The following is a 25,642-nucleotide window of genomic DNA, read 5'->3' as shown; positions in this document are numbered from 1 at the left end:
AATCTTACCTTATGATAGAGCGTATCAATTAACATACCTTTGTAACACTAAAAAATCACATTGAAAGCACATCTTAAAACCATCGAAATATTTTTAAAAAGCTCTCACTTTTACAGAGGAGTCCGCTTGACATTTGCTGTGGTTACACCATTGATTCTGTTTTATTTTATTGGGGATTTTGAATTTGCACTTCCCATTGTTATGGGTGCTTTTTTAAATGCCCCTGGAGATATTCCGGGCAGTTTAAAAAGAAAAGTCAATGCCATATTAATCAGTACGGCTTTGACGATGCTTATTTTTACCATCATTCTTTTTTGCAAGCCCTACCTCCCACTTTTAGTCATCGTCATGGCGGCTATTTCATTCTTCGTGTCGTTGCTGTCCGTTTACGGATTTAGAGCATCGTTGGTGTCGTTTTCTGGTTTGTTAGCGATGGTACTGGCGTTTGCAGTTGAAAAAGAAACAGCGGAGGAAATACTTCCTCATGTATTATTGATGGGTTGTGGCGGACTTTGGTATTTAATGGTGTCTTTTCTTTTCAGGAAATTAGCCCCTACAAAAGATGAAGTCCAATTTTTATCAGAAACACTGACCCTGATTGGTGAATATCTCCAATTACGTGCACGATTACTGACTAAGAAAACCAAGCGTCAAGAATTGATGCAAGAAGCCTTCGTCCTACAAAGTCAAATCAATGAAAAGCACGAAACGCTTAGGGAATTACTGCTTTTAGAACGAAAACGTTCCGGGCGTTCCCATTATGATGAAAAGCATATGCTGATCTTTATTTCATCAGTCAATATTTTTGAGCTTGTTGAGGCGAAGCATTTAGATTATAATGATATGGACCGCCTTTTTAAGGATCGGAAATATCTGAAAGCTTCCAAAAACCTTAATAAAGCGATGGGCAATCAATTGAAGACCTTATCTGACTTGTTGATTAAAAATGACAAAGTATCTGACTCCGATATTTTATTGGATAGTTTATCACAGGTAAAAAAGAATATTGCGCAATATATTGAAGATGTACAGCTGCCAAAAGCACGTGAAGGCGCACTTGTATTGCGTAATTTATACGATTATCAAGAACACATTGCTCAAGAAATTAGAGCGATACGTCGTGTAATGGCGAACGTTAAGGATTCATCAAAAGTCTCCTTGAAACGTCAAGACACCAGTAAGTTCTTAACGCTGCAAGAATACCGATTGAATGTCATCATTCAAAATTTCAGCTTAAATTCTACCTTATTTAGACATGCCCTTAGGTTTACCGTAGCAATGGTTTTTGCTTTTGTTTTAGGTACGCTATTAGATATCCGAAATACATATTGGATATTGCTTACCATCATAGTTATTATGCGCCCTAATTATGGCTTGACCAAAGAGCGTTCTAAAGATCGTATTGTAGGAACACTCATTGGCGCTGCTTTCGCGATTGGCATCGTTTTACTCACGCAAAACGTTATCGTTTATGCGGTGTTGGCCATTATTTCACTCACTTTAGCTTTCTCCTTAGTACAGCAGAATTATAAATCGTCCGCAGCTTTTGTAACCATTAATATTGTGTTTGTGTATTCGCTTATTAATCCGGATGCCTTTCAAGTGATTCAATACAGAGTGATTGATACAGTTTTAGGAGCGAGTATTGCGGTTATTGCCAACTATGTGTTATGGCCAAGTTGGGAGGCTTTAAATTTGAAGAATGTACTTGTAGACGCCCTTAAAAAAAACCAAAAATATCTCATTGCAACACAAAATTTATATCATGATAAAAGAGAGAATGAGTTGGCCTATAAAATTGCGAGAAAGGAAGCCTTTTTAGCTATCAGCAATTTGAATTCTGCTTTTCAGAGAATGACGCAGGACCCCAAATCAAAACAAAAAGAGTTTCAACTTATTTATGGTATGGTTACGTTAAATCAGACCATGGTTTCTGCTATTGCCTCCATTGGAAGTTTTATTATCAACCACAAAACGACCCCTGCATCAAAAGAGTTTGACGCTCTTATTTTAAGGATTGCCAACACCCTACAATCGTCATGTTCTATTTTGAACGATACGCCTGTAGATTGCGAAACGACTTCAATAGATATCGAAAAAGCTCAGGACAAACTCATGGAATCCTACCACAGTCTTTCGAGAGCTCGTGATGAAGACATATTAAAAGGAGAGACGGAATTAGATACCGAATCGCTTCACCATCTTCAAGAAGCCTATTTAATTTCGAATCAATTAATATGGTTGAAAACGCTTTCTGAAAATCTAAAAAAAGCAACTATCAAATTTCACGACGTTATATAAGTATTTCCAAGTACGGCATAAAAAAACCACCTCGTTTTTGCGAAGTGGTTAATTTTATTACTTATCAATATGGTAGCGCTTACTTTTTAAATGCTTCAACACCTTCTTCCATCCAACCAAAATACTCCTCCACATCTGGTGTATACCCGACAGGATCATTAAGATTTTCTTCATCATGACCTATGAGTACATAAAAAGGTTGTGTATTGGTTTTATAGCGGATGGTTTGGAATTCACTCCATTTTTGACCAATATACTTCAGTTTCTTTCCTGGTCGTAATTTAGATTCGATTACCTCATCTCCTTCAAGTTTCCGTTTGTCGTCCACGTATAATGAGATCAATACCACTTCATTCTTTAACATGTTCAATACCTGATCATCAGGCCAAACCTTCTGCTCCATCTTTCTACAGTTCACACAGGCCCAGCCAGTGAAATCTAACATGATTGGTTTGCCTACTTCTTTAGCATAAGCCAAACCTCTGTCATAATCATTGAAGGCCAAAATTTGGTGTGGTGCTAATAGATGGGCGCCATCGGGTAGCTCTTGAGCATCATCTAAAACGGCACCTCCTCCAGTTTTAGAATTACCAACACCATAAGGCGACTCTGCGTAATCTAACGGTGGTGGGAAGGCGCTAATCAAGTTAAGAGGCGCACCCCAAAGCCCAGGAATCATATATATTGTAAAACTTAAAGCTATTAATCCGAGGCTCAAACGTCCTACTGAAATATGTGTTAACGGCGAATCGTGTGGCAATTTGATCTTTCCGAAAAGATAAAACGCCAATGCGCCAAAAATAGCAATCCAGATAGCGATAAACACTTCACGTTCTAGGAAATGCAATTGCAATACCAAATCTGCCTGTGAAAGGAACTTGAATGCAAATGCCAATTCCAAAAATCCTAATACCACTTTTACAGTGTTTAACCAACCTCCTGATTTTGGAAGAGAATTTAGCCAGCCTGGGAACGCTGCAAACAAACCGAATGGCAATGCTAATGCCAACGAAAAGCCCAACATCCCAATCATTGGTGCAAGTCCGCCCTTAGTAGCTGAAATGACTATAATATTGCCTACAAATGGTCCTGTACATGAAAAGGACACAATAGCAAGTGCGAGTGCCATAAAGAAAATGCCAGTATACCCACCCTTATCTGCTTTACTATCAATTTTATTGGCCCATGATTGTGGCAGCATAATTTCAAATGCACCTAAAAAGGACACCGCAAAAATGACGAGGATCACAAAGAAAAGCAGGTTAAAAGTCACACTCGTTGAGAACTCATTAATAGCGCTCGCTCCAAAAATGGCAACAACACCAGTACCTAATATCACATAAATTACGATGATACATAGTCCATATATGAAGGCGTTTTTAATACCCTGAGCTTTGTTTTTACTTTGTTTGGTAAAGAAACTTACGGTCATCGGGATTAAAGGAAATACACATGGCGTGAATAACGCGATAAACCCTGCACCCATACCTAGGATAAAAATAGTCCATAAACCGGTATTATCTGATTCTTCTTCTTGTTTATCCGTAACAATAACATCTTTATCAAGATCAGTTTTTACAGGGTTTTGAAAGTCAATAATACCATTACTTTCTGAAGCTTCAGAATCCTCTTTACTGGAAAGGTTTTTAGAGGTATTTAAATCAAAATTCAAATCGACGTATGATGGTGGCAAGCAACGCATATCATCACACACCATAAATTCAACTTCGCCTTTAACTATAGAAAGTTCATTGTTGATCACCTTAATACGCTGTCTAAACTCAGCTACATCATCAAAATACTTGATGCGCATATTAAATATAGGATCATCAACAGTGCGACCTTCTTCTTCGCTCGTTTTGCCAATAAGCTCAGCCTTTTTAGCTACTTCATAAGTAAAGGCGGTTGCAATTGGGCCGTTTTCAGGTACACTTTGAGAGTAGAGGTGCCAGCCTTTGTCAATTTTTGCCTTAGCGATAAGATCATATTCAGTATCTGAAATCTTCTCTACAGAAGTTGACCATTTAACAGGTTCCAATACTTGTGCTGTTACGGTAGAATAAAATAAGGTGATGAAGAAAAAGTATAGAAATATATTTTTCATTACAATAGGTTAACTAGGGGTTATTACTATTTAAAATAAAATACTGTTTAAAGGGTTACTTTTTATAAGACGCTGTGGTTGTAAAAAGCCCTTGCTTTTAAATGTTAAAACTAATGTTTTTAAATAAAAATCAAGGTGCAAAGGTAATTAAAAGAAATTGTAAGCCCTCCTAGTTATGGAGTTCTCCTCACGCTTTTAATAAGAAATTAACACCCTTTCGGCTTTAAAATAATGACAGAATTCGATTACTAACGCAATGATAAATTACCGGCTAATTGTTTGAGTGTGAGTTCTGAAAGTTTTGCTTGATAAATGGCATTACTCAAGCGCATACTAGCGTTGATATAATTGAGTTGTGCCGTTCTGAACTCGATAGTGGGAATCGTACCGATTTTATATTTTGCCAAGGTAATCTCAAGATTTTCTTTAGCGATATCTTCATTATGCGTTTCCAAATCAATCAAACTTAAATTGGTCAAATATGTTTGGTACGCGGTATGCAATTGCGATTTTATGGTTTCCGTTTGCTGTTTGATTTGAATATCCGAATTTTCAATTTGAAGCTTCGCTATTTTTTCATTCCGATTTTGATTGGAACCGTTAAAAATATCGATACTGGCAGATAAACCATAATTCCAACCTTGTGCATTGTTTTTTGTGGTGAATCCTAAACTCGATTCTGAATCGCTGAAATTATACCCTGTATTCGCAGAAATCCTTGGAAATCGGTTGCCTTTAATCTGTTTTAATTCTAATTCAGATATGCGTTTGTTGATCAGTTGCGCCTGCAACTCTGGATTTTGAGTAGTTGCCAAGTGTTCCAATTCGGCCAATTGTAAATCTGTAGCAATCAACACCTCATCCTTTACCTTAAAATCAATATGGGTATCGCGCCCAAGAATTTCATTAAGTCTAATTTTTGTGTTTTTATACTGCTCGCGTTGTCTAATTTGAAGCGTTTTATCCGTATTAAGATCTACTTGAGCATTGAGCACTTCCAATTTAGAGGACTTTCCGATGCTGAATCGGTTATCAGCCAATTCGACACGCTGTTCTGAAATGACCAAAGTACTATCTAAAGCCGTCAATTGTTGTTGCTGATTCACCAAATCGTAATACGTCACCATCACGTCACTTACCCGATTCAACACTGTAGATTGCAATTCTGCTTTCCCCAATTTTTCAAGTTCTTTCAATTGATCGTAGCGGGCAAACATCCCTAAACCATCAAAAATGGTCCAATCTAAACCGACACCATAACTGAGGTTATTATTTTTGGCATTATCCAATTCAATGACATTGCCATCAGAACGCGTTTGCGAAATATTTTGGGTGCTATTGTTGGTGCTAGCCTGAGCAAAAACTCTTGGCAACATTCCGGCAAAACCTGGACTTACGCCTAAAGAATCCACTTTCGAATTATTTTTTGCCAGACGAATGTCATAGTTGTTTTCAAGCGCAATTTCTACCGCTTCCTCAAGCGTCAACACTTCTTGGGCATAGGTTTGAAGTGCGAATGCCCCAAAACAGATACTCAGACCTAATGTCCATAGTTTATTCGGTTTCATAACTATCAATTTTATCAAATTCTGGACGGTGTTGCTTCTGTCTCGACCACAACATATAAATAGAAGGAATCACAAATAAGGTCAAGATCAACGAAAACAATGTTCCACCAATAATAACAACCCCCATCCCTATTCTACTTGTCGAGGCTGCGCCAATGGATAGTGCAATTGGCAATGCACCTAAAGCAATGGTTAAACTGGTCATTAAAATAGGACGTAAACGTGATTCTGAAGCTTTCATGATGGCTTCATATTTATCCATGCCTTCTTCCCGAAGCTGATTGGCGAATTCTACAATTAAGATGCCGTTTTTGGTAACAAGACCAATGAGCATAATAGTTCCAATTTGGCTAAAAATATTCCAAGTTTGACCGAATAACCATAATGAAAATAAGGCTCCAGCAACCGCCATTGGAACTGTTAGAATAATCACAAATGGATCTATAAAACTTTCAAATTGCGCTGCCAATAACAGATAGATAAGCAATAATGCCAATCCGAATGCGAATAGGGTATTAGAACTACTCTCCACAAAATCCCGCGATTCGCCTCCTAAATCTGTGGTGAAGGACTCATCTAAAACTTGTGCTCGGATGCTTTCCATAGCTTCGATACCATCATTAATACTCATTCCTGGCGCCAAACTTGCGGAGACCGTTGCAGACATGTAACGGTTGTTGTGATACAATTGTGGCGGACTACTATGCTCTTTTGTAGTCACCAAATTATCCATTTGTATTAGTTCTCCTTTATTATTTTTAACAAACATAGACTTTAAATCCATTGGTGCAGCGCGATCTTTTTTATCAAACTGCCCAATCACTTGATACTGCTTACCATTCATCATAAAATAACCAAAACGCTGGCCACTTAACGATAATTGCAAGGTTTGCGCGACATCTAAAACCGAAACGCCTAAACTTTTCGCCTTATCCCGATCTATAGTCACATATATTTCTGGTTTGTTGAATTTTAAATCGACGTCCGTATTTGCAAACACTGGATTGTTTTCCGCAGCTTCCATAAACTCAGGAATCTTCTCCTCCAGCTTCTCAAAATTAGGCGCTTGAATAATATACTGAATTGGCATACCACCTCTTCTATTTACCGCAATGGTTGGCGTTTCTGAAACACTAGATCGTGCATTTTCAAAAGTTCTGGTCCAACGCGTCAAATCTTCGGCGATTTCCTTTTGCGAACGATCACGTTCACTCGGATCAACCAATGAAATGATCGCACGACCACTATTCACAGAAGCCGAGCCAAAACCCGGTGAAGTTATAATTAGACTCACTTTCTTTTCTGGGATGGAATCATTGATTAAATCGGTCATTTCATTCATAAACCGATCCATATAATCATACGATGCACCTTCTGGCGCTGTAACACTTACCCTAATATAACTTCTATCATCATATGGTGCAGTTTCCTTTTGAAGGAGCGTGTAAAACAATCCAATCATGAGGAAACAGATCACTAAAATTGGAAAACTCCACCATTTCTTCTGCATGAAATTCCCCAATGAACTCGCATAGGCGGTATTCATTTTCACAAAATAACGCTCTGTAAAATTGTAAAATTTTGAACGTTTTTGTTTCCCAGGTTTAATTAAATACGCATTCAACATCGGTGTTAATGATAAGGACACAAATGCCGAAATCAGTACGGCGGCACCAATCACAATTCCAAATTCCCTAAAAAGGCGTCCCACAAAACCTTCTAAGAAAATTACGGGCAAGAACACTGCGGCTAACGTTACCGAAATTGAAATTACGGCAAAGAAAATCTCATTAGAACCTTTTATAGCAGCTTCAATGGGCGACATGCCTTCTTCAACTTTCTTATAGATATTTTCGGTCACTACAATACCATCATCAACCACCAAACCTGTAGCTAATACAATGGCAAGAAGCGTCAATACATTTATCGAGAACCCAAACATCCACATGATGAAAAAGGTCGCGATCAAAGACACGGGAATATCAATAAGCGGACGCAAGGCCATAGACCAATTTCTAAAAAAGAAATAGATGACCAAAATCACCAACACGATAGTGATAGCAAGGGTTTCTACCACTTCAATAATGGAGCGTTTTACGAATACGGTGTCATCTATAACGACGTTTAATTTAAAATCTTCGGGTAAATCTTTTTTAAGCCTTTCAAATTCTTCATAAAAGCCATCAGCAATAGAAATGTAATTAGCACCAGGCTGCGGCACAATGGCTAAGGCGACCATAGGTTGCCCTGAGTCGCTCAGCTTGGTTTCCATGTTTTCAGCTTCCAAAGTAGCGTTCCCTACATCACTAAAACGAACTACTTTACCACCTTCTGAGGAAATTATAATATTATTGAACTCTTCCTCGGTTGTCAGATTACCAATCGTTTTTACGGTCAACTCGGTATTCGCTCCAGTCAATTTTCCCGATGGCAACTCGACATTTTGCGATAGTAGAGCTTGTCTGACTTCAGCAACTGTCACGCCATAAGAAGCCAACTTAATAGGATCAATCCACATGCGCATGGCATACCTGCGTTGCCCCCAAATTTGCACACTACTTACGCCCGGAATGGTTTGCAAACGCTGCGCAAGGACATTATCGGCATAATCAGTAAGTTCTAAAATGTTTTTGTTATCACTTTGAACCGTCATAGAAATAATCGCACGAGAATCGGCATCCGCCTTGGAAACGACTGGAGGTGCATCAATATCCTGAGGCAGACTTCTTACGGCTTGAGATACTTTATCACGCACGTCATTTGCCGCTTCTTCAAGATCTTTATCTAGATTAAATTCGATACTAATTCGGCTAGAACCTTGGTTACTGGAAGAAGTAATATTTCTGATGCCATCAATTCCGTTAATGGATTTTTCAAGCGGTTCTGTAATCTGCGATTCAATAATATCAGCATTGGCACCAGAATAACTCGTACTTACAGAGATTTGTGCTGGATCAATGGATGGAAATTCCCTGACACCAAGATAGGTATATCCAATGATCCCGAAGAGCATGATGGCCAAATTCATCACAATGGCAAGTACAGGACGTTTAATACTTAAGGTAGATAAACTCATCAGCGCTATTAATTCTTAAGGTTCACTTTTACGGGCGTTCCATTTTTGAGAGACATCACACCTGAAGTTAAGATGGTATCGCCAACTTTAATTCCTGAAAGCACACGCACCATACTGTCTGTTCTGGCGCCTGTTTCCACAACCACTTCCTTAGCTTTTCCGCCATCTACAACAAATATTTTCTTTCCATTTTGGATGGGAATTAACGCTTCTGTAGGTACTAACAATGCATACTCAACAGTTTCAAGTGGCAAAGTGACATTTGCAAACGTTCCCGGAAATAGTTTACCTTCCTTATTATCGGCAATTGCACGCATCTTTAAAGTCCGCGTGGCAATGTCCACCTGAGGTTCTATAGCATAAATTTTAGCAGTGTGTTCTTCATTGGAATTAGAGGTAGAGAAAGTTAACGCACTGCCTACTTTCATCAATGAGACATATTTTTCTGGAATTGCGAAGGTGAGTTTCAATTGGCTTGTATTAACCAATTTCGCAATTGGAGTGGCTGGCGTTACATAAGTCCCTTTAGAAATGGAACGTAGACCAATGGTCCCAGAAAATGGAGCGCGAACGGTTGCTTTAGATAATTGTGCTCCTATAAGTTGGGTTTGTGCTTTGGCAGACTCAAGATCGGCATTGGCCATATCAAATTCCTCCTGACTTATCGCTTGTTTATCTAATAACAACTGTGCTCTTCGTTGGTTTTCTGAAGCCAATTGTTGCGCGGTTTTTACTTTTGATAATTGCGCGCGAAGTTCAATATCATTCACCCGAAACAAGACTTGACCTTTGGAGACTTTAGTGCCTTCTTCAAAATTAATGCTTTCTACGACGCCAGAAATTTCACTGCGCAGTTCAATTTCTTCATTGGCTTCCAACGTTCCGGATAGGGAAAGATTATCAGCAAATTTTTCGGCTTTTAGTACTTTGCCTTGCACCCCCAGTTCTGAACCGGTCCTTTGCGCATTTTTAGGAGTATTTATTTTTGAATTTGCACTTATTCTATAGGCAATGAGTGCAATTAACCCACAGATGAGCAGCGTGAAAAAGATGTATCTTTTTTTCATTTAAAGAGAGGTCTATTAGTTGAGGATACTTCCTATACAGACAAATCTAATTTTTTAATATCAAACCTCTTGATTGTTAGTTTTATTTTAACAGAAATTAACACATTAAAAATGGAAGCTCCAAAAACTCGTTGGTGCTTCCATTTTTAATGTGTCCACTTAACTACTATTAATGTGTTTAAAATAAATTTTCAACAAATAAATCTTTACGTCTTGTCAACAAATTCAAAGGCTCCAAAATCTTGAAATTCTCCTGTCAACGATGGATTTCCGTAAAAGTCACGATCACCAATCTCCCAATCAAGATTTGTGGCTGCATTGATAAGATTAGAATTCAATGATAATTTATAACCATTAACAAAATCGACCCTTCCTACATGGTTAGACAAGAAAGTAACCCTATCAGAATTGGTCAATTTACCATTAAAAATATTGTTGATCACTATAACATTATCATTACTGAAATTATGAAGCGATTTAAATGTCAACCTAGTATCTTGAACCAAGGTATTATTATAAATAAATATATCTTGCATACTATCATTAACCCCACTATAGTCGAACAGATAAATACTGCCGCCGTTTGTAATATTGTCGTTAACTGAAATATTATATCGAACAGTGATGTTCTCCATACGTCTCGATCCTGGAAATTGGCCTACCAGGAAACCGCCGCCATAATTGTCATGAGAATAATTGTACTGCATGATCCCATTAACAACCCCACCATCAAAATCAAATCCAGCGCCATCACAGCCAAGGCTTTTGTTATTATAAGATTCACAACCTTGGATTAATACATCCTTAGAATCCCAATACCAAATACCAACATTACCACCGCATTTTGTGTTTTCGCTACCATTGTTATAAGCTTTTGTATCAACAATGCTGGAATATTGTACATCTGACAACATGATACCATTGCCAGAATGTGAATATTTATTATCCCATCCAGAAATATTATAAACCTCAGAATTGGAAATATGAATATTGCTATGTGAATATCCCACTTTGTTTTTGTTAAAATAGCCTTGGGAATAAATTCCGCCTTCAGTACAATCATAGACCTTAACGTTATCTATTGTTACATCTGCAATTCCAGAAGTATCGTGATGGCTATACATCAGAATACCAATCCACGCGTTTGAAACTTCAACATCGCTAATCACAAAATTCGAGATTTTGGTATCATCACTCAAGGAGTTCTCTATCTTTATCCCCTCCTGCTTAATGTCAATATTTTTTATAATAAAATTACTGGTGTTTAATATGGTAATACCTTTAAGCTGAGCCCTTGTATCCTTATATGAAGTGATTACTGCGCCGTTATCATCTGCTCCAAAAACAAGACTCTCAAAAGTCCCTTTAAACATAAATGTCGTGTTTGGCTGAACTTCCATATTATTTATGGGTTCCACACTTCGCCATGCTGTTTCAATAGTAAGACCATCATTTTCATTATCACCCGTTTCACTGACATAATAGATTAAGGCCCGCTCCTGTGGATCGGTGATAGGTTCAGATCCCGTCATTGGGGGTGAATCAGTTATAGGGGCTGGATCAATAGATTCCGAAGAACATGACAGCAAGGTCAATAGTGTCATTAAGACAAGAAAATAACGCATAAGATGTAGGTTAAATAGTTGTTAGGTTTGGGGGAGATTAGTTAAGCTCTAATCGACTGCTAATATATATATAAAGCAACAATATTACCCATGAAATACATAAATAATCGATGAAATACACAAAACTTTATAATATTTTAGATTTATTCGATTTTTTTTACAAAAAAAAAGCAACCTAGGGTTGCTTCTAATTGACGTCACTTTATATAGTATTTTTTAGAAAACTAGTATTTGCTTTTATATGCTCGCCCTTAAAAACTAAGGTCAGTTATTTAATTTTCAACACATTGAGATTATGATTCAATACTCCGTGCACTGTAGATGATTTTTGTTTTTCAATTTACAATTTCAATATAATTAATGGGCCTTTTTAATAAGGCACAATAGAAAATGTATAGTTATAGACCTTATCAGCCGGAATTGTGTATTCCGGATGCACCAATCTGCCCCATGAGGTATCACCACCAACGCCCATTTGCAGATAATCGATGTTCCATTGCACTGTTTTTCCAAGTTTAATATCTGCACCGCGTTTTTTGGTTACTGGCACTAAACCTGAAGCAGATGCGCTGGCATCGTCACTATTAAAATCGATTTCAGTCATGGAAAAAGGCCATACACTGGTGTTGAGCCACACGTTACCCGCTGCTTTTAAAGTTACATGAGGTGATGACACTTCAACCCAACGTATATCCGTTTTATTTCCAGTTTCCTGCGGACGAAGGTATCGTTCAAACTGATCGATAATTTTCCCTGAATAGACAGCAGTTTTAACGCCAGTTTTTCTGTCCCAGTAACTTTCTGTCTCTCCTTTTCCATACCACGTAATATCTGCAAAATCTCTGGACAAAGTCATATACATACCTATACGAGGGATGTTTGGAAGGTCCTTTTGATTGGGTGAAAAACTATATGCCACATTCAAACTTCCATCAGACTTTAAGGTGTATTGCACTTGCACATTAGCCTCATTATTCGGTAAAACATAATCCACTTTATACGTAACGCCACCTTTTGAATTCATAGGATTTCCAACTAATTTGGGCCTATTATTATAAGTGGCATCCTGCCAAATTTCAGCCCATTGATGCATGTTGTTACCTAAATCATTATCGGTTGGGGCTCTCCAAAAATTCGGGCGGATTGGGTCATTCGTTATAAGTTTCCCATTATACGTCCATGACTGTATTTCTCCCGATTTAGCGTTAATCTGAAAATCTACAAGGTCATTTTTAATTGTGAACACATCGTTGCTTGCAGTGATTTCGAGCGCTATTCTCTCCTTTGATTCTGTCTTTTTAAGGTTTCCTTTTTGAAGTAAAAATTCATCCCAAGCTACTTCATGACCTTTCGGAATTAAATTTTCATCCTCCTTTTGAATTAAACTCATTTGAAGTAAATAGTCTTTTTCTGCATTTAAAGAAGCTGGGAATTTATCAAGTTTGATTTTAGCTAACTCCTGCGGATTCACATGCACCACTATAGACTGATCTTGAACAATCTCTTTCCCGTCTTCTAAAATTTTCCAAGCGATAGTTTTATCTGATAAATCTATAAAGAAATTCTTGTTGACGATTTCTATCACGCCATTACCCAGATAATTGAACTGCACAGGCTCATAAACCTTCTTGACTTCGGTTAAATGTGGATGTGGCATACGGTGCGGATCTACCAAACCATTATTTAAAAAGTTCCCGTCTGTTGGCAAATCTGGATGATAATCGTGGCCATACGCAAAATACGGGTTGCCTTGTTCATCTTTATATTCCAATGCTTGGTCCACCCAATCCCAAATATAGCCGCCTTGGAGATTAGAATAAGTTTCAATAATATCCCAATAATCTTGCAGATTGCCTACCGAATTCCCCATAGCATGCGCATACTCAATCATAATTGACGGTTTATCAGAATCAGATTTTCCGTGAGCAATTAAATATTCTGGCTTTGGATACATTGGGCAATACAAATCTGTATAATCATCTTTGCCTGCCGGTTCATATTGCACGATTCTATTATCGTCTTGTGCTTTTAACCATTTGTAGGTGGTTCTAAATATATCGCCAGTTCCCGCTTCGTTACCAAGCGACCATGAATAAATGGACACATGATTTCTATCGCGATAGTACATGCGTTGTGTACGCGCTTCATGTGCTGCCAACCAGCTCATTTCATTTCCGATTTGTGTGTTTTTATCTATGGCCAATGGGTGACTCTCAATATTTGCTTCGTCTACCACATACAAACCATACTGATCACACAACTCCAACCAATAGGGATCGTTAGGGTAATGTGAAGCACGCACGGCGTTGATGTTATTCTGCTTCATCAGTTGAATGTCTTTTTCCATCGATTCTCTTGACACCACATGTCCCGTCAACGGATCAGTTTCGTGTCTGTTCACACCTCTGATGTAAATAGCCTTACCATTTATGAGTACTTGAGAATTCTTAATTTCGACGCTTTTAAAACCTATTTTTTTTGTGATGTATTGGTTGTTTTTAGCGTTGGATTCGTCTTCCAAACTTATTTTTAAAGTGTATAAGTTTGGTTGTTCAGCCGACCATTTTTTTACAGTTTCAAAAATGCCTTCTGAAATAAATTCAACACTTTCATTCGCAGGAATAGTGATAACTCTAGAGTCGGTAAATTTCGAAGTTTCGCCATCCAACACCGCAACAGACACCTTTCTCTGAACTACATCTTTCGATGGATTAACTATTGAAACTGTGTTTTTTAAAACGCCATTGATATAATCGTCCTGTAAATTGGTATAAGCGTAATAATCAGAAACGGCCACTTTAGGTTGTGTATACAAATACACGTCGCGCTCTATGCCGCTCATGCGTAAAAAGTCCTGACTCTCCAAGTAACTGGCGTCGCTCCATCTGAACATTTGTAAGGCCAATATATTTTTACCTGGTCTTAGATGCTTGGTAATATTAAATTCTGCCGGCAATTTACTGCCTTGGGAATACCCAACATAATCGCCATTAACATAGACATACATTGCCGATTTAGCACCTGCAAAATGCAAGATGACTTCTTCGGATAAGAATGCTTCGTCTAAAGTGATTTCTTTTCTATAGGTTCCTACAGGATTATAATCGGTGGGTGCGTCAGGCCAAGTTGTGGTGAATGGGTAGCGTTCATCTAAATAAATCGGATGGTCATAACCTTCCACTTCCCAATTGGCGGGCACCGGAATGGTATTCCATTCGGAATCATCAAAATCGATATTCTGAAAGGTTGTTGGTCTTGTTTTAGGGTCTGTAACGAAATTAAATTTCCATTGCCCATTTAAGCTTAAAAACCGTTTTGAGTTTTCCTTCTCCTTAATATCTGCCGATTCAAACCCAAAATAAGTTGCTCGTGGTGCCAATTTATGGTCTTCGAAAATTTCATGATTGAAGTGAGACGTTTGTGCTGGCACTTCCAAAAGGGGTGCAGTTTTGCATCCCACTAGCACACACAAAATGAGGGCACTTAAAAATTTTAATTTCATGTTTAGTATGTTTTGATGGTCCCCCAGAATTATGGGACGTATGGTAATATTCTTTTTTAATGGATGGGAATCATAATCTCATAAAATCTTCCGCCAGCACTTTTCTTAAATAAAGAAGCAACTCTTCAGCGTTTGCCTTTGAAAAAACAATGGGCGGTTTGATTTTTAAGACATTGTGATCGGGACCGTCCGTACTCATTAAAATGCCGTGATCTTTCATTCGGTCCGCTATATAATCCGTTTGTGCCGCTAAAGGATTTTTATCAGCATCGACCAATTCAATTCCAAGAAACAACCCTTGCCCACGCACATCTCCAATAATTGGAAACTCTTGCGACAGATTATGAAGTTCCGATTTTAAAAATTCGCCCACGTTTAAAGCGTTTTCTTGCAGCTTCTCACGCTTTACGGTACGAATTACTTCAGCACCAATTGCACAAGACACAGGATTACCACCAAACGTGTTGAAATATTCCATCCCATTGGCAAATTTATCCGCAACGTCGCGCGTACAAGCAACGGCTGCAAGCGGATGTCCATTTCCTAAAGGTTTTCCAATAGTCACAATATCTGGAACAACATCGTGCAATTGAAAACCCCAAAATGTCTTCCCCATTCGGCCACAACCAGTTTGTACTTCATCGGAAATACAAAGTCCGCCGGCGGCTCTCACTTTTTCATAGGCTTTGGCTAAAAAGCCTTCTGGCAACTCTACTTGTCCACCGCAACTAATGATTGGTTCTATAATCAATGCCCCAACACCGCGACCTTTATCATGAATGCTATCGATTTGCTTTTGGACTTCCTCGGCATACAATTCGCCCGTAAGTTCTCCTGTATATTTCCCTCTAAAGGCATCAGGCAATGGAAAAACATGCGTGTGTTCTGGCGCGCCGCTTCCACCCTTTCCATCAAACTTATACGAACTGATATCAATACACATATTACTATTGCCATGATAGCCAACCTCACTTGCAATAATATCGCGCTCGCCAGTGGCTGCTTTTACCATTCTAATGGCCAATTCATTGGCTTCACTTCCTGAATTCACAAAATGTAAGACGCTTAATTTTGGCGGTAAGGTCTCCAAAAGCTCTTCAGCCAAGGCATTGATATTGTCATGCAGATAGCGCGAATTGGTATTAATTAGCGCCATTTGTTCTTGACCTGCTTTTACAACCTCATAATTTTCATGTCCAACATGCGCAACGTTATTGACCGTATCTAAATATTTACGCCCGAATTGATCTATTAAATATTGACCCGCACCCCGCACCATTTTTATGGGCTCTTTATATTGAAGGCTTAAACTTTTGCCTAAATGTTGTTTTCTATAAGCGATTAATTCGTCATTTGAAGTTTGAAGAGTGTCGTGAAGAGCTTCGGATTTAAATAACAAATTAGGGTCAGGACAGATACTTTTCCAAACATCAATTTGATTGTAATACGCGACCCCTGGGAAATCATTGGTAAACCCTAAAAGTGACAACATTACTTGAAAATGAAGATGAGGCACCCAATTCCCATTCTCTTCAGAAGTGCCCAATGCTCCTAATTGTTCACCTTTTTTAATATAGTCGCCAACTTGATGTGCTGTGGCACTCGCCACCGATAAATGACCATAAAGTGTATAGAATTCAAATTGGTCAGTTTGGTGTTTCAATATGACCAGTCCGCCATATTCCTTATAACCAGCATCGTTAATGGCAATGACCACTTCTCCATCCAACAATGCGTGAACAGGTGTTCCGCTTGGCAGCCAAAAGTCGACACCCAAATGAATGGTTCTACTTTCGGTACCCGAATTCCCAACTTTATCAAAGGCCTCCGACGTGTATAAAGCACGTGGCTCTAAATAGCCGCCAGCAATAATTTTGTTTGGATGTTCCTTTTGAAGTTGGTTGATTTTAAATTCAAAAAGGTCTAAATCATTAAAGTCTTCTTGATGCCCAATCCATTTACTCGACACACTTAAATCGAGATGAAGTGATTCATTACTGGCGATTGATGGAAATAATTCTGAAAGCTGAAAGTGCTGTGCTGAAGTCCAGTTCTTGAATTCATTCACGTTAGGATGCGCTTCAAAACCACAGGCCTTCCTAAAACTGAAATAAGCAAAATCTGCACTTATCTTTCTCCATTTCTTCAGAACTTCCCATGCGGGCTTTTCGCTAATGAGTAAGTATGTATTATCTGGTTCTTCTATTTTATTGATGGCCGATTTAGTAACGGAAATCACCAAGCGCATGGCAATGGCATTATACAAATGTATCAACTCATTTTCCTCTAACGGAAATGTTGTGTGATATCCTGCAACAATTGGCAAAGCAGCTTCCAAAGGGTCATTATGATTCATGATGGCATAGGCACACGCCACCGCAACATCATTGATGATTTGAGTATGGGCGGCATCACCATAATCGATGGACGCTTGAACTTTTGGATTTATCAGGTCTGATGAAACAATCACATTATTGTCGTTGGCATCATTATGAACAACTGCGGTTCTTAATTTTACGTAGCTCTCTTGAGAAGTTTCAAACTGATTTTGAAAATGAGCGATGATTTCTCGGTCTTCATTCTGGAACAAATCCAAATGCGGCTTGGTCCAAAGTGCTTGCGCTACATCCCAGACAAATTCGCGATGCGCTTCTGGGTGGTCAAAACCTTGGAGCGCTTGTGTTAATAGGCCACATTGCTCCCCTAAACTAAAGCGTAAATCGTCCAATTGCGGATTTACAGTGCTCCACACACGGCCAGAAACCCAAGTTAATACCCGTACAAAGCGTTCCTTTCCAAAAGCGTCAGTAATTTTAGAAATCGGATTTCCGTCAACATCCGGAATTACTTTAGGGGCAATAAGATGTTGCCCATTGCCTTCAACATGTTGTAATAGTTTTTGCTGAAAATCCAGATAGCCTTCATCTTCATCAGGTCGGGAAATTTTCAGAATATAACCGTCCGAATCAGCGACTTTAATCCTAAAATTAAAATCGATTTCTCCAGGAAGCGGCGTTGCACTCCCTATAATATTGAAGCGTTTCAGGAGCATATCCTCTGCTTGCTGATTCGATATTTTTAAGTTCTCGTAGTTCATTTAGTCATTTTGTAAGAGCATGATAAGGTGCGCCGCACTCCAGCTGAAATTTTGCGCATTTAAACCTTCACCAGTGATAGGATGATAATTTTCACGTATGGATTTTCCTTTGCCTAAAATACCATCAGCACCTTCAATTATTTGAATGGTGGCTTGATTGGCTTCTTCATGAAACCCATAATTGCGTAAGCCTTGCACCGCAAAATAAGCTTGGTCTAACCAGTTTGGACCTCTCCAATAGCCTTTTAGCGGGTCAAATCTGTCATGATCTGCACTCATGGTTTGAAAAGGGATTTTTGTATAGAATTTTTTAGGATCCATCAATTTTATTTTCACAGCATTAGCTTGTTCTGGACTGGCTGCATTTGTCCAAAGCGCGGTCCATCCTTCGCTTCCCTCTCCTTTAATAAAGGTTTTACCATCAATAAAAGTGTCATAAAACCAACCATCTTCAGGGTCGAAGAATTGTTGTTGAATTTTTTCTTTCAAAACACCAGCGTCTGTCTTGTAGGTTTCTGAATCTTCTGTGTGATCTAAAATGGCAGCCAATTGACTTAAAAACAACTTTTCAGCATATAAATAGGCATTTAAATCTACACTTTCCTGATCTAGAGAATAGGCGCCTTCCGAATTTTTTAAAATTTTAGAGTCGTCAAAACGAATGGCATTATCCATCCCGCTCTCCCATTTGGCAGCAATCAAAGTACCGTCGGTAGATCCGTATTCACATAATCCATCTTGATCGTGATCACGATTTTCATACCACCATTCATGATACTTTTTTAGTTTTGGATAAAATTCTTTCACGAATTCAATGTCTTTGTCCTTTTCATATATGTTGACAATTGCCCATGCCGAAAGTGGCGGCTTGGTATCGCGATAATTATGGGCTTCAATAGTGGTATCTCTAAACACACAATCAACGATAAATCCGTTATCACTCTGAAAATCGAACATGGCGCGCATTTGATTTTTAGCTAAACTGACGTCATAATAGGATAAGCCAACGGCGTGCTTCCAAGAATCCCAAGACCAAAATCCGTGAAACCATTCATAATGATAACTAGGAAATAAGCCTTCATGTTTGAGTTCTCCAGCAGGAATACGCCAATTATTTTGTAAGGTCAAATGTGCTTTGGCCAAAACTTTAGCGTATTTATCATCTTTATATTCCGGTTTACGATTTTCAATAATTGATTGTAATTGACGGTTCTTTTCTCTTTTACGCTCTTTTAAGACCGTTTCAAAATTTACGTTTTCAATAGCTTTTTGCTCTTCTTCCCAAGAATATTCTGGAAATATAAATGTTTGAGCTACGACAAATGCTTTGCTTTCTCCAGGTTTAAGAGCTATTTTATTAGTTGCTGTAAATTGTAAACTATCAGCCAAGGCGACAGTTGTAGTCTTCGGAAACGTAATATATCCGCTTGCGTTGGACTTGGAAGATGTAATTTTGATGGCATGATCCATTTGTGAAAACGAAATACCATCTATCAAAACTGGTGCGTTGTTCCAAAGGACTTCAACATCTATTGCTTTATCGCTCATGTTTTTAATTTGAGTCTCCACTAAAGCGGTATGTCCGTTTTTAAAAACGAGTGTTTCGTCAATAGCTAATTTATCGCTGGTGTAACTCATTTCTAAATGACTCGCATAACTTGTCGCACTTTCTTGCGTTAATACATCACTTGTAGTATTCACTTTAAATGACGGATTTATAAGCGACTGACTTAACCACACCCCGTTTTGCTGTGTCATTAAAAAAGGTCCTGAAAAACCGACAGTTTCAGGGGTTTCCTCACTCAATCCATAAGCAAACCAGGCGCCTTGATCAGAAAACATTAAACCAGATCTATCTGCAGCATCTTTTGGAGTGATTTGATAATCTAAACTATTTTTACTGTAATCTAAAAAAGTAAAAGAATCGGCATTACTTGTCGATTGCTTTTGCGTGTTGCAACCAAAACTAATTAACAGCAGAATCACCAGAGTCAATTTCATCACTTTTTTAAAATATAGTTTTACATCCATTTCAGATTATTTAAATAGTATCAATATCATGGTAACAAATTTCTAATTTTTATTAATATTACGTCAAAATTCACCTTTACATGACCTTACAAACACACTTTTTTAAAGAATTTCAATATAAATTCGAATCCTCTTTGTGAACGTGCATATGTAACTGCAGATAACTGTATTTTTAGATGGCTTTAAATTTCCGACTGATGAACCAATTGAAAACTTTTATTCTAATCACCTTTATATGTATTGGTTTAACATCGCAATCCCAAACAAATATTTGGGACGAAAACCCAGCCGACTCACAAATTGAACTGGACAGTTTATTAATCCTATTACCCACTTCAGAACGCGCACAAAAGATACCTTTATTAAATAGAATTGCCGAAATTTATTGGTCCATAGATCCTGATAAAACCATTCAATATGCTTCCGAAGCATTGCAATTGTCAAAACAATATGGTACAAAAGAACAGGAAGGTTTAGCGCTTATTAATCTTTGTCAAGGGTACTTATTTAATGATATTTTTGATAAAGCACTACAATATGGACTACAATCCTTGGAAATCCGAAAGGCTTTAGGAAATGATTATGACTTGGCTTTTACTTTACGTACACTTGGATGGCTCTATTATGACATTGGTTATTTAGATAAAGCCTTAGAATACCATACAGAAACCTTAAAAATACACGAAAAAATAGGCGACAAACCGCGAATCGCTTACAGTTACAATAGCATTGGACTGATTTATGAGCGTCAGGACAACTGCACTTTAGCTTTGTCTTTCTTTAAAAGATCTTTGGAACTCATTGAAAACCTCAACAATAAAGACAGGATTGCCGAAGCCAAAAAGAACATGGGTATTTGCTACCGCAAGATCAATGATCTCGATTTGGCCAAAGAATATTTAGAGTCCGCCTTAGAAATCACCAATCAAATAAAATACGACCAAAACAAGGTATATATTCTACATGAGCTCTCCATTGTCTATCTAAAACTAGGCGATTTTGAAAAATCATATGCCTTACTAAAGGAATCCAGAAATATCATTGAAACCCTAAGTAACAATAAAGAAATTGATTTAGAAAATAACCGAATACTTTCAGAGTACTACTTAGCCAAAAACAATTACAAAGAAGCGTACAACTATTATATGAAGTATGCCGAGGGCACTTCTGATATCTTTTCGAGCAATAAAAGCGAAAAGTTGGCTGAAATGAGGATATTATATGAAGCAGAACGACGCGAGAATGAAATCAAATTTTTAGAACAACAACGCAATTTAGAAGCTCAAAAAAGAAATTACATACTTATTGGTTCTTTGTTATTGGTGATTATCGCCATACTCATCATTGGCAGTTTGTGGAATAACATTAAAAAGAAAAAAGCGCTTTATTTGCAAAGTCAAAAATTGTCAAAAGAGAAATTAAAAACACAAAGCTTAGAACGGGAGAATCTAGAACACAAATTAGAATTTAGAACCAAAGAGCTTACCAATCTCGCGTTATTTATATCCCAGAGGACTTCCATCTATAAGGATTTGACCAAATCCTTAAAAGGTTTAAAATTCACCGATTTAAAAGAGGTCAAAAAAAATATTGATGCCCTCATCAAAGATTACTCTTTCAAATTTGACTTGAATGAAGATATACAACGCTTTCACACCAACATTGAAAATCTCCAAAGTGATTTCTTATTTAAACTCAAGGAAAAGTTTCCGAATCTGACAGATAAGGATGTTCAGCTTGCCGTGCAGGTAAAACTCAAATTAAGCTCCAAAGAGATTGCAAACATCAACAATATTTCAGTCAATTCTGTTGAAATTGGACGACATCGTTTAAGAAAAAAACTAGGATTGGACACCAAAGATAATCTTGTGACGTTTTTAGAAGAGCTGTAATTCTGAAAAATTGGTTTAAAAGCTATAAAATTGTCATTTGCCTTCAGAAAACCTCCTAGATCCTAGCCTAAACACAATGTTTACAACACATTACGCTAACAAAAGAGTATTTGATATAATATTTTAAAAGTTAAAATTGAAGGACTTGTAAAGGTTATGTAAAGGTGTTTTGTGATGTTTTATCTCAAAATAAATTCATATTTGGTCATCTTAAGCCCTTGTTTAAATGTGGGTATAAGTCTGAACCAACAAATAATTTATTACAATGAGAAAAAATCAATCGCGATTTAAAAATCACTCGGTACAAATGCTGTTTTTAGTGTTTTTTGCTTTTGTGTCTTTTGGATTTATGTCTAATTCATATGCCCAAGGCATAATCGTTAAAGGAACAATAATAGACAATACCGGAATGCCAGTTGCGGGCGCAACAGTAATGCTTAAAAGTAATCCGACGGTAGGAACTCAGTCTGATTTTGATGGTAATTATTCTTTGGAAGTCCCAAACGAACAAGCCGTCTTAGTCTACAGTTATTTAGGTTTTACCACACAGGAAATCACGGTAGGCAACCAAAAAACCATTAACATTTCTTTGGTAGAAAACACAGAAGGCTTGGATGAGATCGTGCTAGTAGGATATGGCACCCAAAAGAAAAGTGATGTTACGGGTGCTATTAGTTCTGTAAAAAGCGATGACCTTAACAAGGTTGTTACCACCAACCCTGTAGATGCCTTGCAAGGTAGAGTATCTGGTGTTACGGTAACATCTTCATCAGGTAGTCCGGGCGCTGCTGCTGATATTACCATTAGAGGAATTGGAAGTTTTGGGAATAACCAACCCCTATATATTGTAGATGGGGTTCAAGCGGATCCTTATTTTATAAACGGAAACGATATTGAGTCGATTGAAATCTTAAAAGACGCAGCTTCTGGTGCAATTTACGGTACAAGAGCGGCTAACGGTGTCATTATCATCACCACCAAAAAAGGAAAATTAGGAAAGACCAAAATTGAGATTGAAAGCTCTTTAAGCTCCAATTCTGCAAGAGAGGACATGAAGTTATTGGACGCTGATGGTTACCTTTCAGTACACAGACAAATGTATGAGAATGCTGGTGCAGCCTTACCGCAATACATTCAGAATCCTTCAAATATCAACACCAATTGGATTGATGAAACACATAGAACAGGCCAATTGAACTTATTGAATGTTCGCGTGAGCGGTGCTTCAGAAAATGTAAACTATAGCGTTGCCGGTAGTTATGCAGACGAAAAAGGCATATTAATTGGTTCAGGGTTTTACAAAAAAGGCATCAATGCCAATATGGGAATCAAAAAAGGGAAATTAAAAATTAATACGGCTTTAAATTATAGCGAAACCAATCGTGAGGATTATAAATTTTCACTTAGAGAAACCTATTTCATATCGCCATTAATTCCAGTATTAGATCCGACAAAACCTTCTGGTTACGGATTTAGAAACGGAGATCTTCCTGATCATCGTAATCCTGTGGGGGAAGATGCCCTTATTGACGGGTACACCAAACAGAAGTATTTCTTAGGTAATGTGAGTTTTAATTACGAAATCATTGAAGGCCTATTTGCCAATGCTAATTTCGCATTATCCAATAGAGACAGTTACACTTACGCGTTTCACCCAGCGTTTAGAGTAAGGGATATTGATGATAATCCTCAAAACGAATTTGCCTTTGTTTCTGAATACAACAGTGAATTTAGAAGATTAAATCAAGACTACACCTTGAATTACAACTTTGATATCGATAAACATTCCTTCAATTTATTAGCTGGTTATCAGAGAATTTCAGAACCTTTCAAAGAAACTTACATCCAAGGCGAAGGTTATAAATTTGATGAAAATGGCGACAAAGTACCGGCAACTATCCTCGATCCTAGTTTTAACACTTTAAATGCCTTTGGAGATGGGACGTTTTCTGGTGAAGGTACCAATGCCCAATACGCTTTGGTATCGCAGTTTGGAAGACTGAATTATGCCTATAACGATCGTTATTTACTTCAGGCAAGTATCCGTAGAGATGGCAGTTCAAAATTTGGAAAGAATAATAAATATGGAACCTTCCCTTCATTTGCACTAGGTTGGAAGATTACGGACGAAGAATTCATGAGAAACCAAGAGTTCTTCAACTTTCTAAAACTGAGATACAGTTGGGGACAAGCTGGTAATGATAGTGCTTTAGGCTATTATGATTATATCGCGTTAATTTCTCAAGGTAAAGACCAAAATAATGGTGGGTATGTTTTTGGAAATCCTCAAAACTCTTATTTAGGAAGTATTGCCCGCGATTTACAAAATGACGATTTGCAATGGGAAACAAATACCTCTTCAAACTTTGGAATTGATTTTGCATCCTTAGGCAATAAATTAAAAGGATCTATCAACTACTATAAAACCACGACAGAAGATCTTTTAATCACCAAAGAAGTATCACCATCAAGCGGTGTCAACAATCCTGTAGTTAACGTAGGAGAATTTGAGAACAACGGATTGGAGTTTGAATTAGGCTATGTGAATAAAGACAATGCTTTAAATTATTCAGTTAATGCCACATTTACCACTGTAAATAGTGAAGTAACAAAACTTAGCAATGCTAATCAAAAGTTATATGGTATTGGTTTACTATTCGGATCTGACCATTTTGTGAATCAAACTCAAGTTGGCTATGAGCCTGGCGCTTATTTCCTACCGGTTGCCAATGGCATTTTCCAAAGTCAAGCGGAAATTGATGCCCACGGTGCGCAACCTGAAGCAGCGCCAGGCGATATAAGATTTGTGGATCAAAATGGCGATGGTCAAATTGATGCTGCTGATGAAACCTACCAAGGCACTGCAATTCCTAAATACGAATACAGCTTAAGTTTATCAGCCGATTACAAAGGCTTCGATTTGAACGTATTCTTCCAAGGCGTTGGAGGTAACAAGATTTATAATGGTAACGACTTCAGATTACTCAGTTTAGATACAGGAAGAAATTTTAGAGCTGAAGCTGCAAATGCCTGGACACCATCCAATACCAACACCAACATTCCGAGAGCCGTGTTAGGAGATCCTAATAGAAACAACAGAGCTTCCACCAGATTTTTAGAGGATGGCGATTATTTGAGAATTAAAACCATTCAGTTAGGATACTCATTACCAACCAATGTGCTAGAAACTTTAGAACTCGACAAATTTAGAATTTATGTAACAGGTCAGGACCTATTTACCTTTACTAAGTACAGCGGTTTAGATCCTGAAGTTGGCGGAAGTGTATTATCGAGAGGTATTGATATCAATTTATATCCAAAATATAAATCTGTAATTGTTGGTGTACAACTGGCATTTTAAGAACAACAAAACATAACA

Annotated in this window: 11 protein-coding genes; 3 read left to right on the top strand and 8 right to left on the bottom strand. The window is 37.8% G+C overall.

Going from position 1 to position 25,642, the window contains the following annotated elements; translation table 11 throughout:
- Positions 1-60: 60 nt before the first annotated feature.
- Positions 61-2,301 carry an FUSC family protein gene (locus tag BXY82_RS06865; RefSeq protein WP_133757470.1) on the top strand — a complete coding sequence of 747 codons (2,241 nt, stop codon included), beginning with the start codon at positions 61-63 and terminating at the stop codon, positions 2,299-2,301.
- A gap of 79 nt (positions 2,302-2,380) precedes the next feature.
- Here BXY82_RS06865 and BXY82_RS06860 read toward each other — a convergent pair whose 3' ends face one another.
- From BXY82_RS06860 to BXY82_RS06825, 8 genes are all read right to left on the bottom strand, one after another.
- The gene (locus BXY82_RS06860) at positions 2,381-4,405 is read right to left on the bottom strand and encodes a protein-disulfide reductase DsbD family protein (RefSeq protein WP_133757469.1); all 2,025 of its coding nucleotides are present in this window, start codon (positions 4,403-4,405) and stop codon (positions 2,381-2,383) included.
- Between the two features lie 248 nt (positions 4,406-4,653).
- Positions 4,654-5,973, bottom strand: coding sequence for a TolC family protein (locus BXY82_RS06855; protein ID WP_133757468.1), 1,320 nt, complete (start codon positions 5,971-5,973; stop codon positions 4,654-4,656).
- Entirely contained in the window at positions 5,960-9,049 is a 3,090-nt protein-coding gene (locus tag BXY82_RS06850) for an efflux RND transporter permease subunit (protein ID WP_133757467.1), read from the bottom strand. Before BXY82_RS06850 ends, BXY82_RS06855 begins: the two co-directional genes overlap by 14 nt.
- Before the next feature lie 8 nt (positions 9,050-9,057).
- Positions 9,058-10,116, bottom strand: a complete 1,059-nt coding sequence (locus tag BXY82_RS06845; RefSeq protein WP_133757466.1) for an efflux RND transporter periplasmic adaptor subunit — start codon at positions 10,114-10,116, stop codon at positions 9,058-9,060.
- 206 nt (positions 10,117-10,322) lie between these two features.
- Positions 10,323-11,741, bottom strand: coding sequence for a right-handed parallel beta-helix repeat-containing protein (locus BXY82_RS06840; RefSeq protein WP_133757465.1), 1,419 nt, complete (start codon positions 11,739-11,741; stop codon positions 10,323-10,325).
- Between the two features lie 370 nt (positions 11,742-12,111).
- A complete protein-coding gene (locus tag BXY82_RS06835) occupies positions 12,112-15,243 on the bottom strand; it encodes a glycoside hydrolase family 2 TIM barrel-domain containing protein (RefSeq protein WP_133757464.1) in 3,132 nt (1,043 codons plus the stop codon).
- A 70-nt stretch (positions 15,244-15,313) separates the two neighbouring features.
- A complete protein-coding gene (locus tag BXY82_RS06830) occupies positions 15,314-18,340 on the bottom strand; it encodes an aminotransferase class III-fold pyridoxal phosphate-dependent enzyme (RefSeq protein WP_133757463.1) in 3,027 nt (1,008 codons plus the stop codon).
- Positions 18,341-20,371 carry an MGH1-like glycoside hydrolase domain-containing protein gene (locus BXY82_RS06825; RefSeq protein WP_243835731.1) on the bottom strand — a complete coding sequence of 677 codons (2,031 nt, stop codon included), beginning with the start codon at positions 20,369-20,371 and terminating at the stop codon, positions 18,341-18,343.
- Between the two features lie 197 nt (positions 20,372-20,568).
- On the opposite strand from BXY82_RS06825, the gene BXY82_RS06820 reads away from it, so the two are divergent.
- The gene (locus BXY82_RS06820; protein WP_166643266.1) at positions 20,569-22,263 is read left to right on the top strand and encodes a tetratricopeptide repeat protein; all 1,695 of its coding nucleotides are present in this window, start codon (positions 20,569-20,571) and stop codon (positions 22,261-22,263) included.
- Positions 22,264-22,528: 265 nt separating this feature from the next.
- A complete protein-coding gene (locus tag BXY82_RS06815; protein WP_133757461.1) occupies positions 22,529-25,624 on the top strand; it encodes a SusC/RagA family TonB-linked outer membrane protein in 3,096 nt (1,031 codons plus the stop codon).
- Positions 25,625-25,642 lie beyond the last annotated feature (18 nt).

Source organism: Gelidibacter sediminis (assembly GCF_004364975.1).
In the GTDB taxonomy this organism is placed as follows: domain Bacteria; phylum Bacteroidota; class Bacteroidia; order Flavobacteriales; family Flavobacteriaceae; genus Gelidibacter; species Gelidibacter sediminis.
This window is presented reverse-complemented; position numbering and strand designations above follow the sequence as displayed.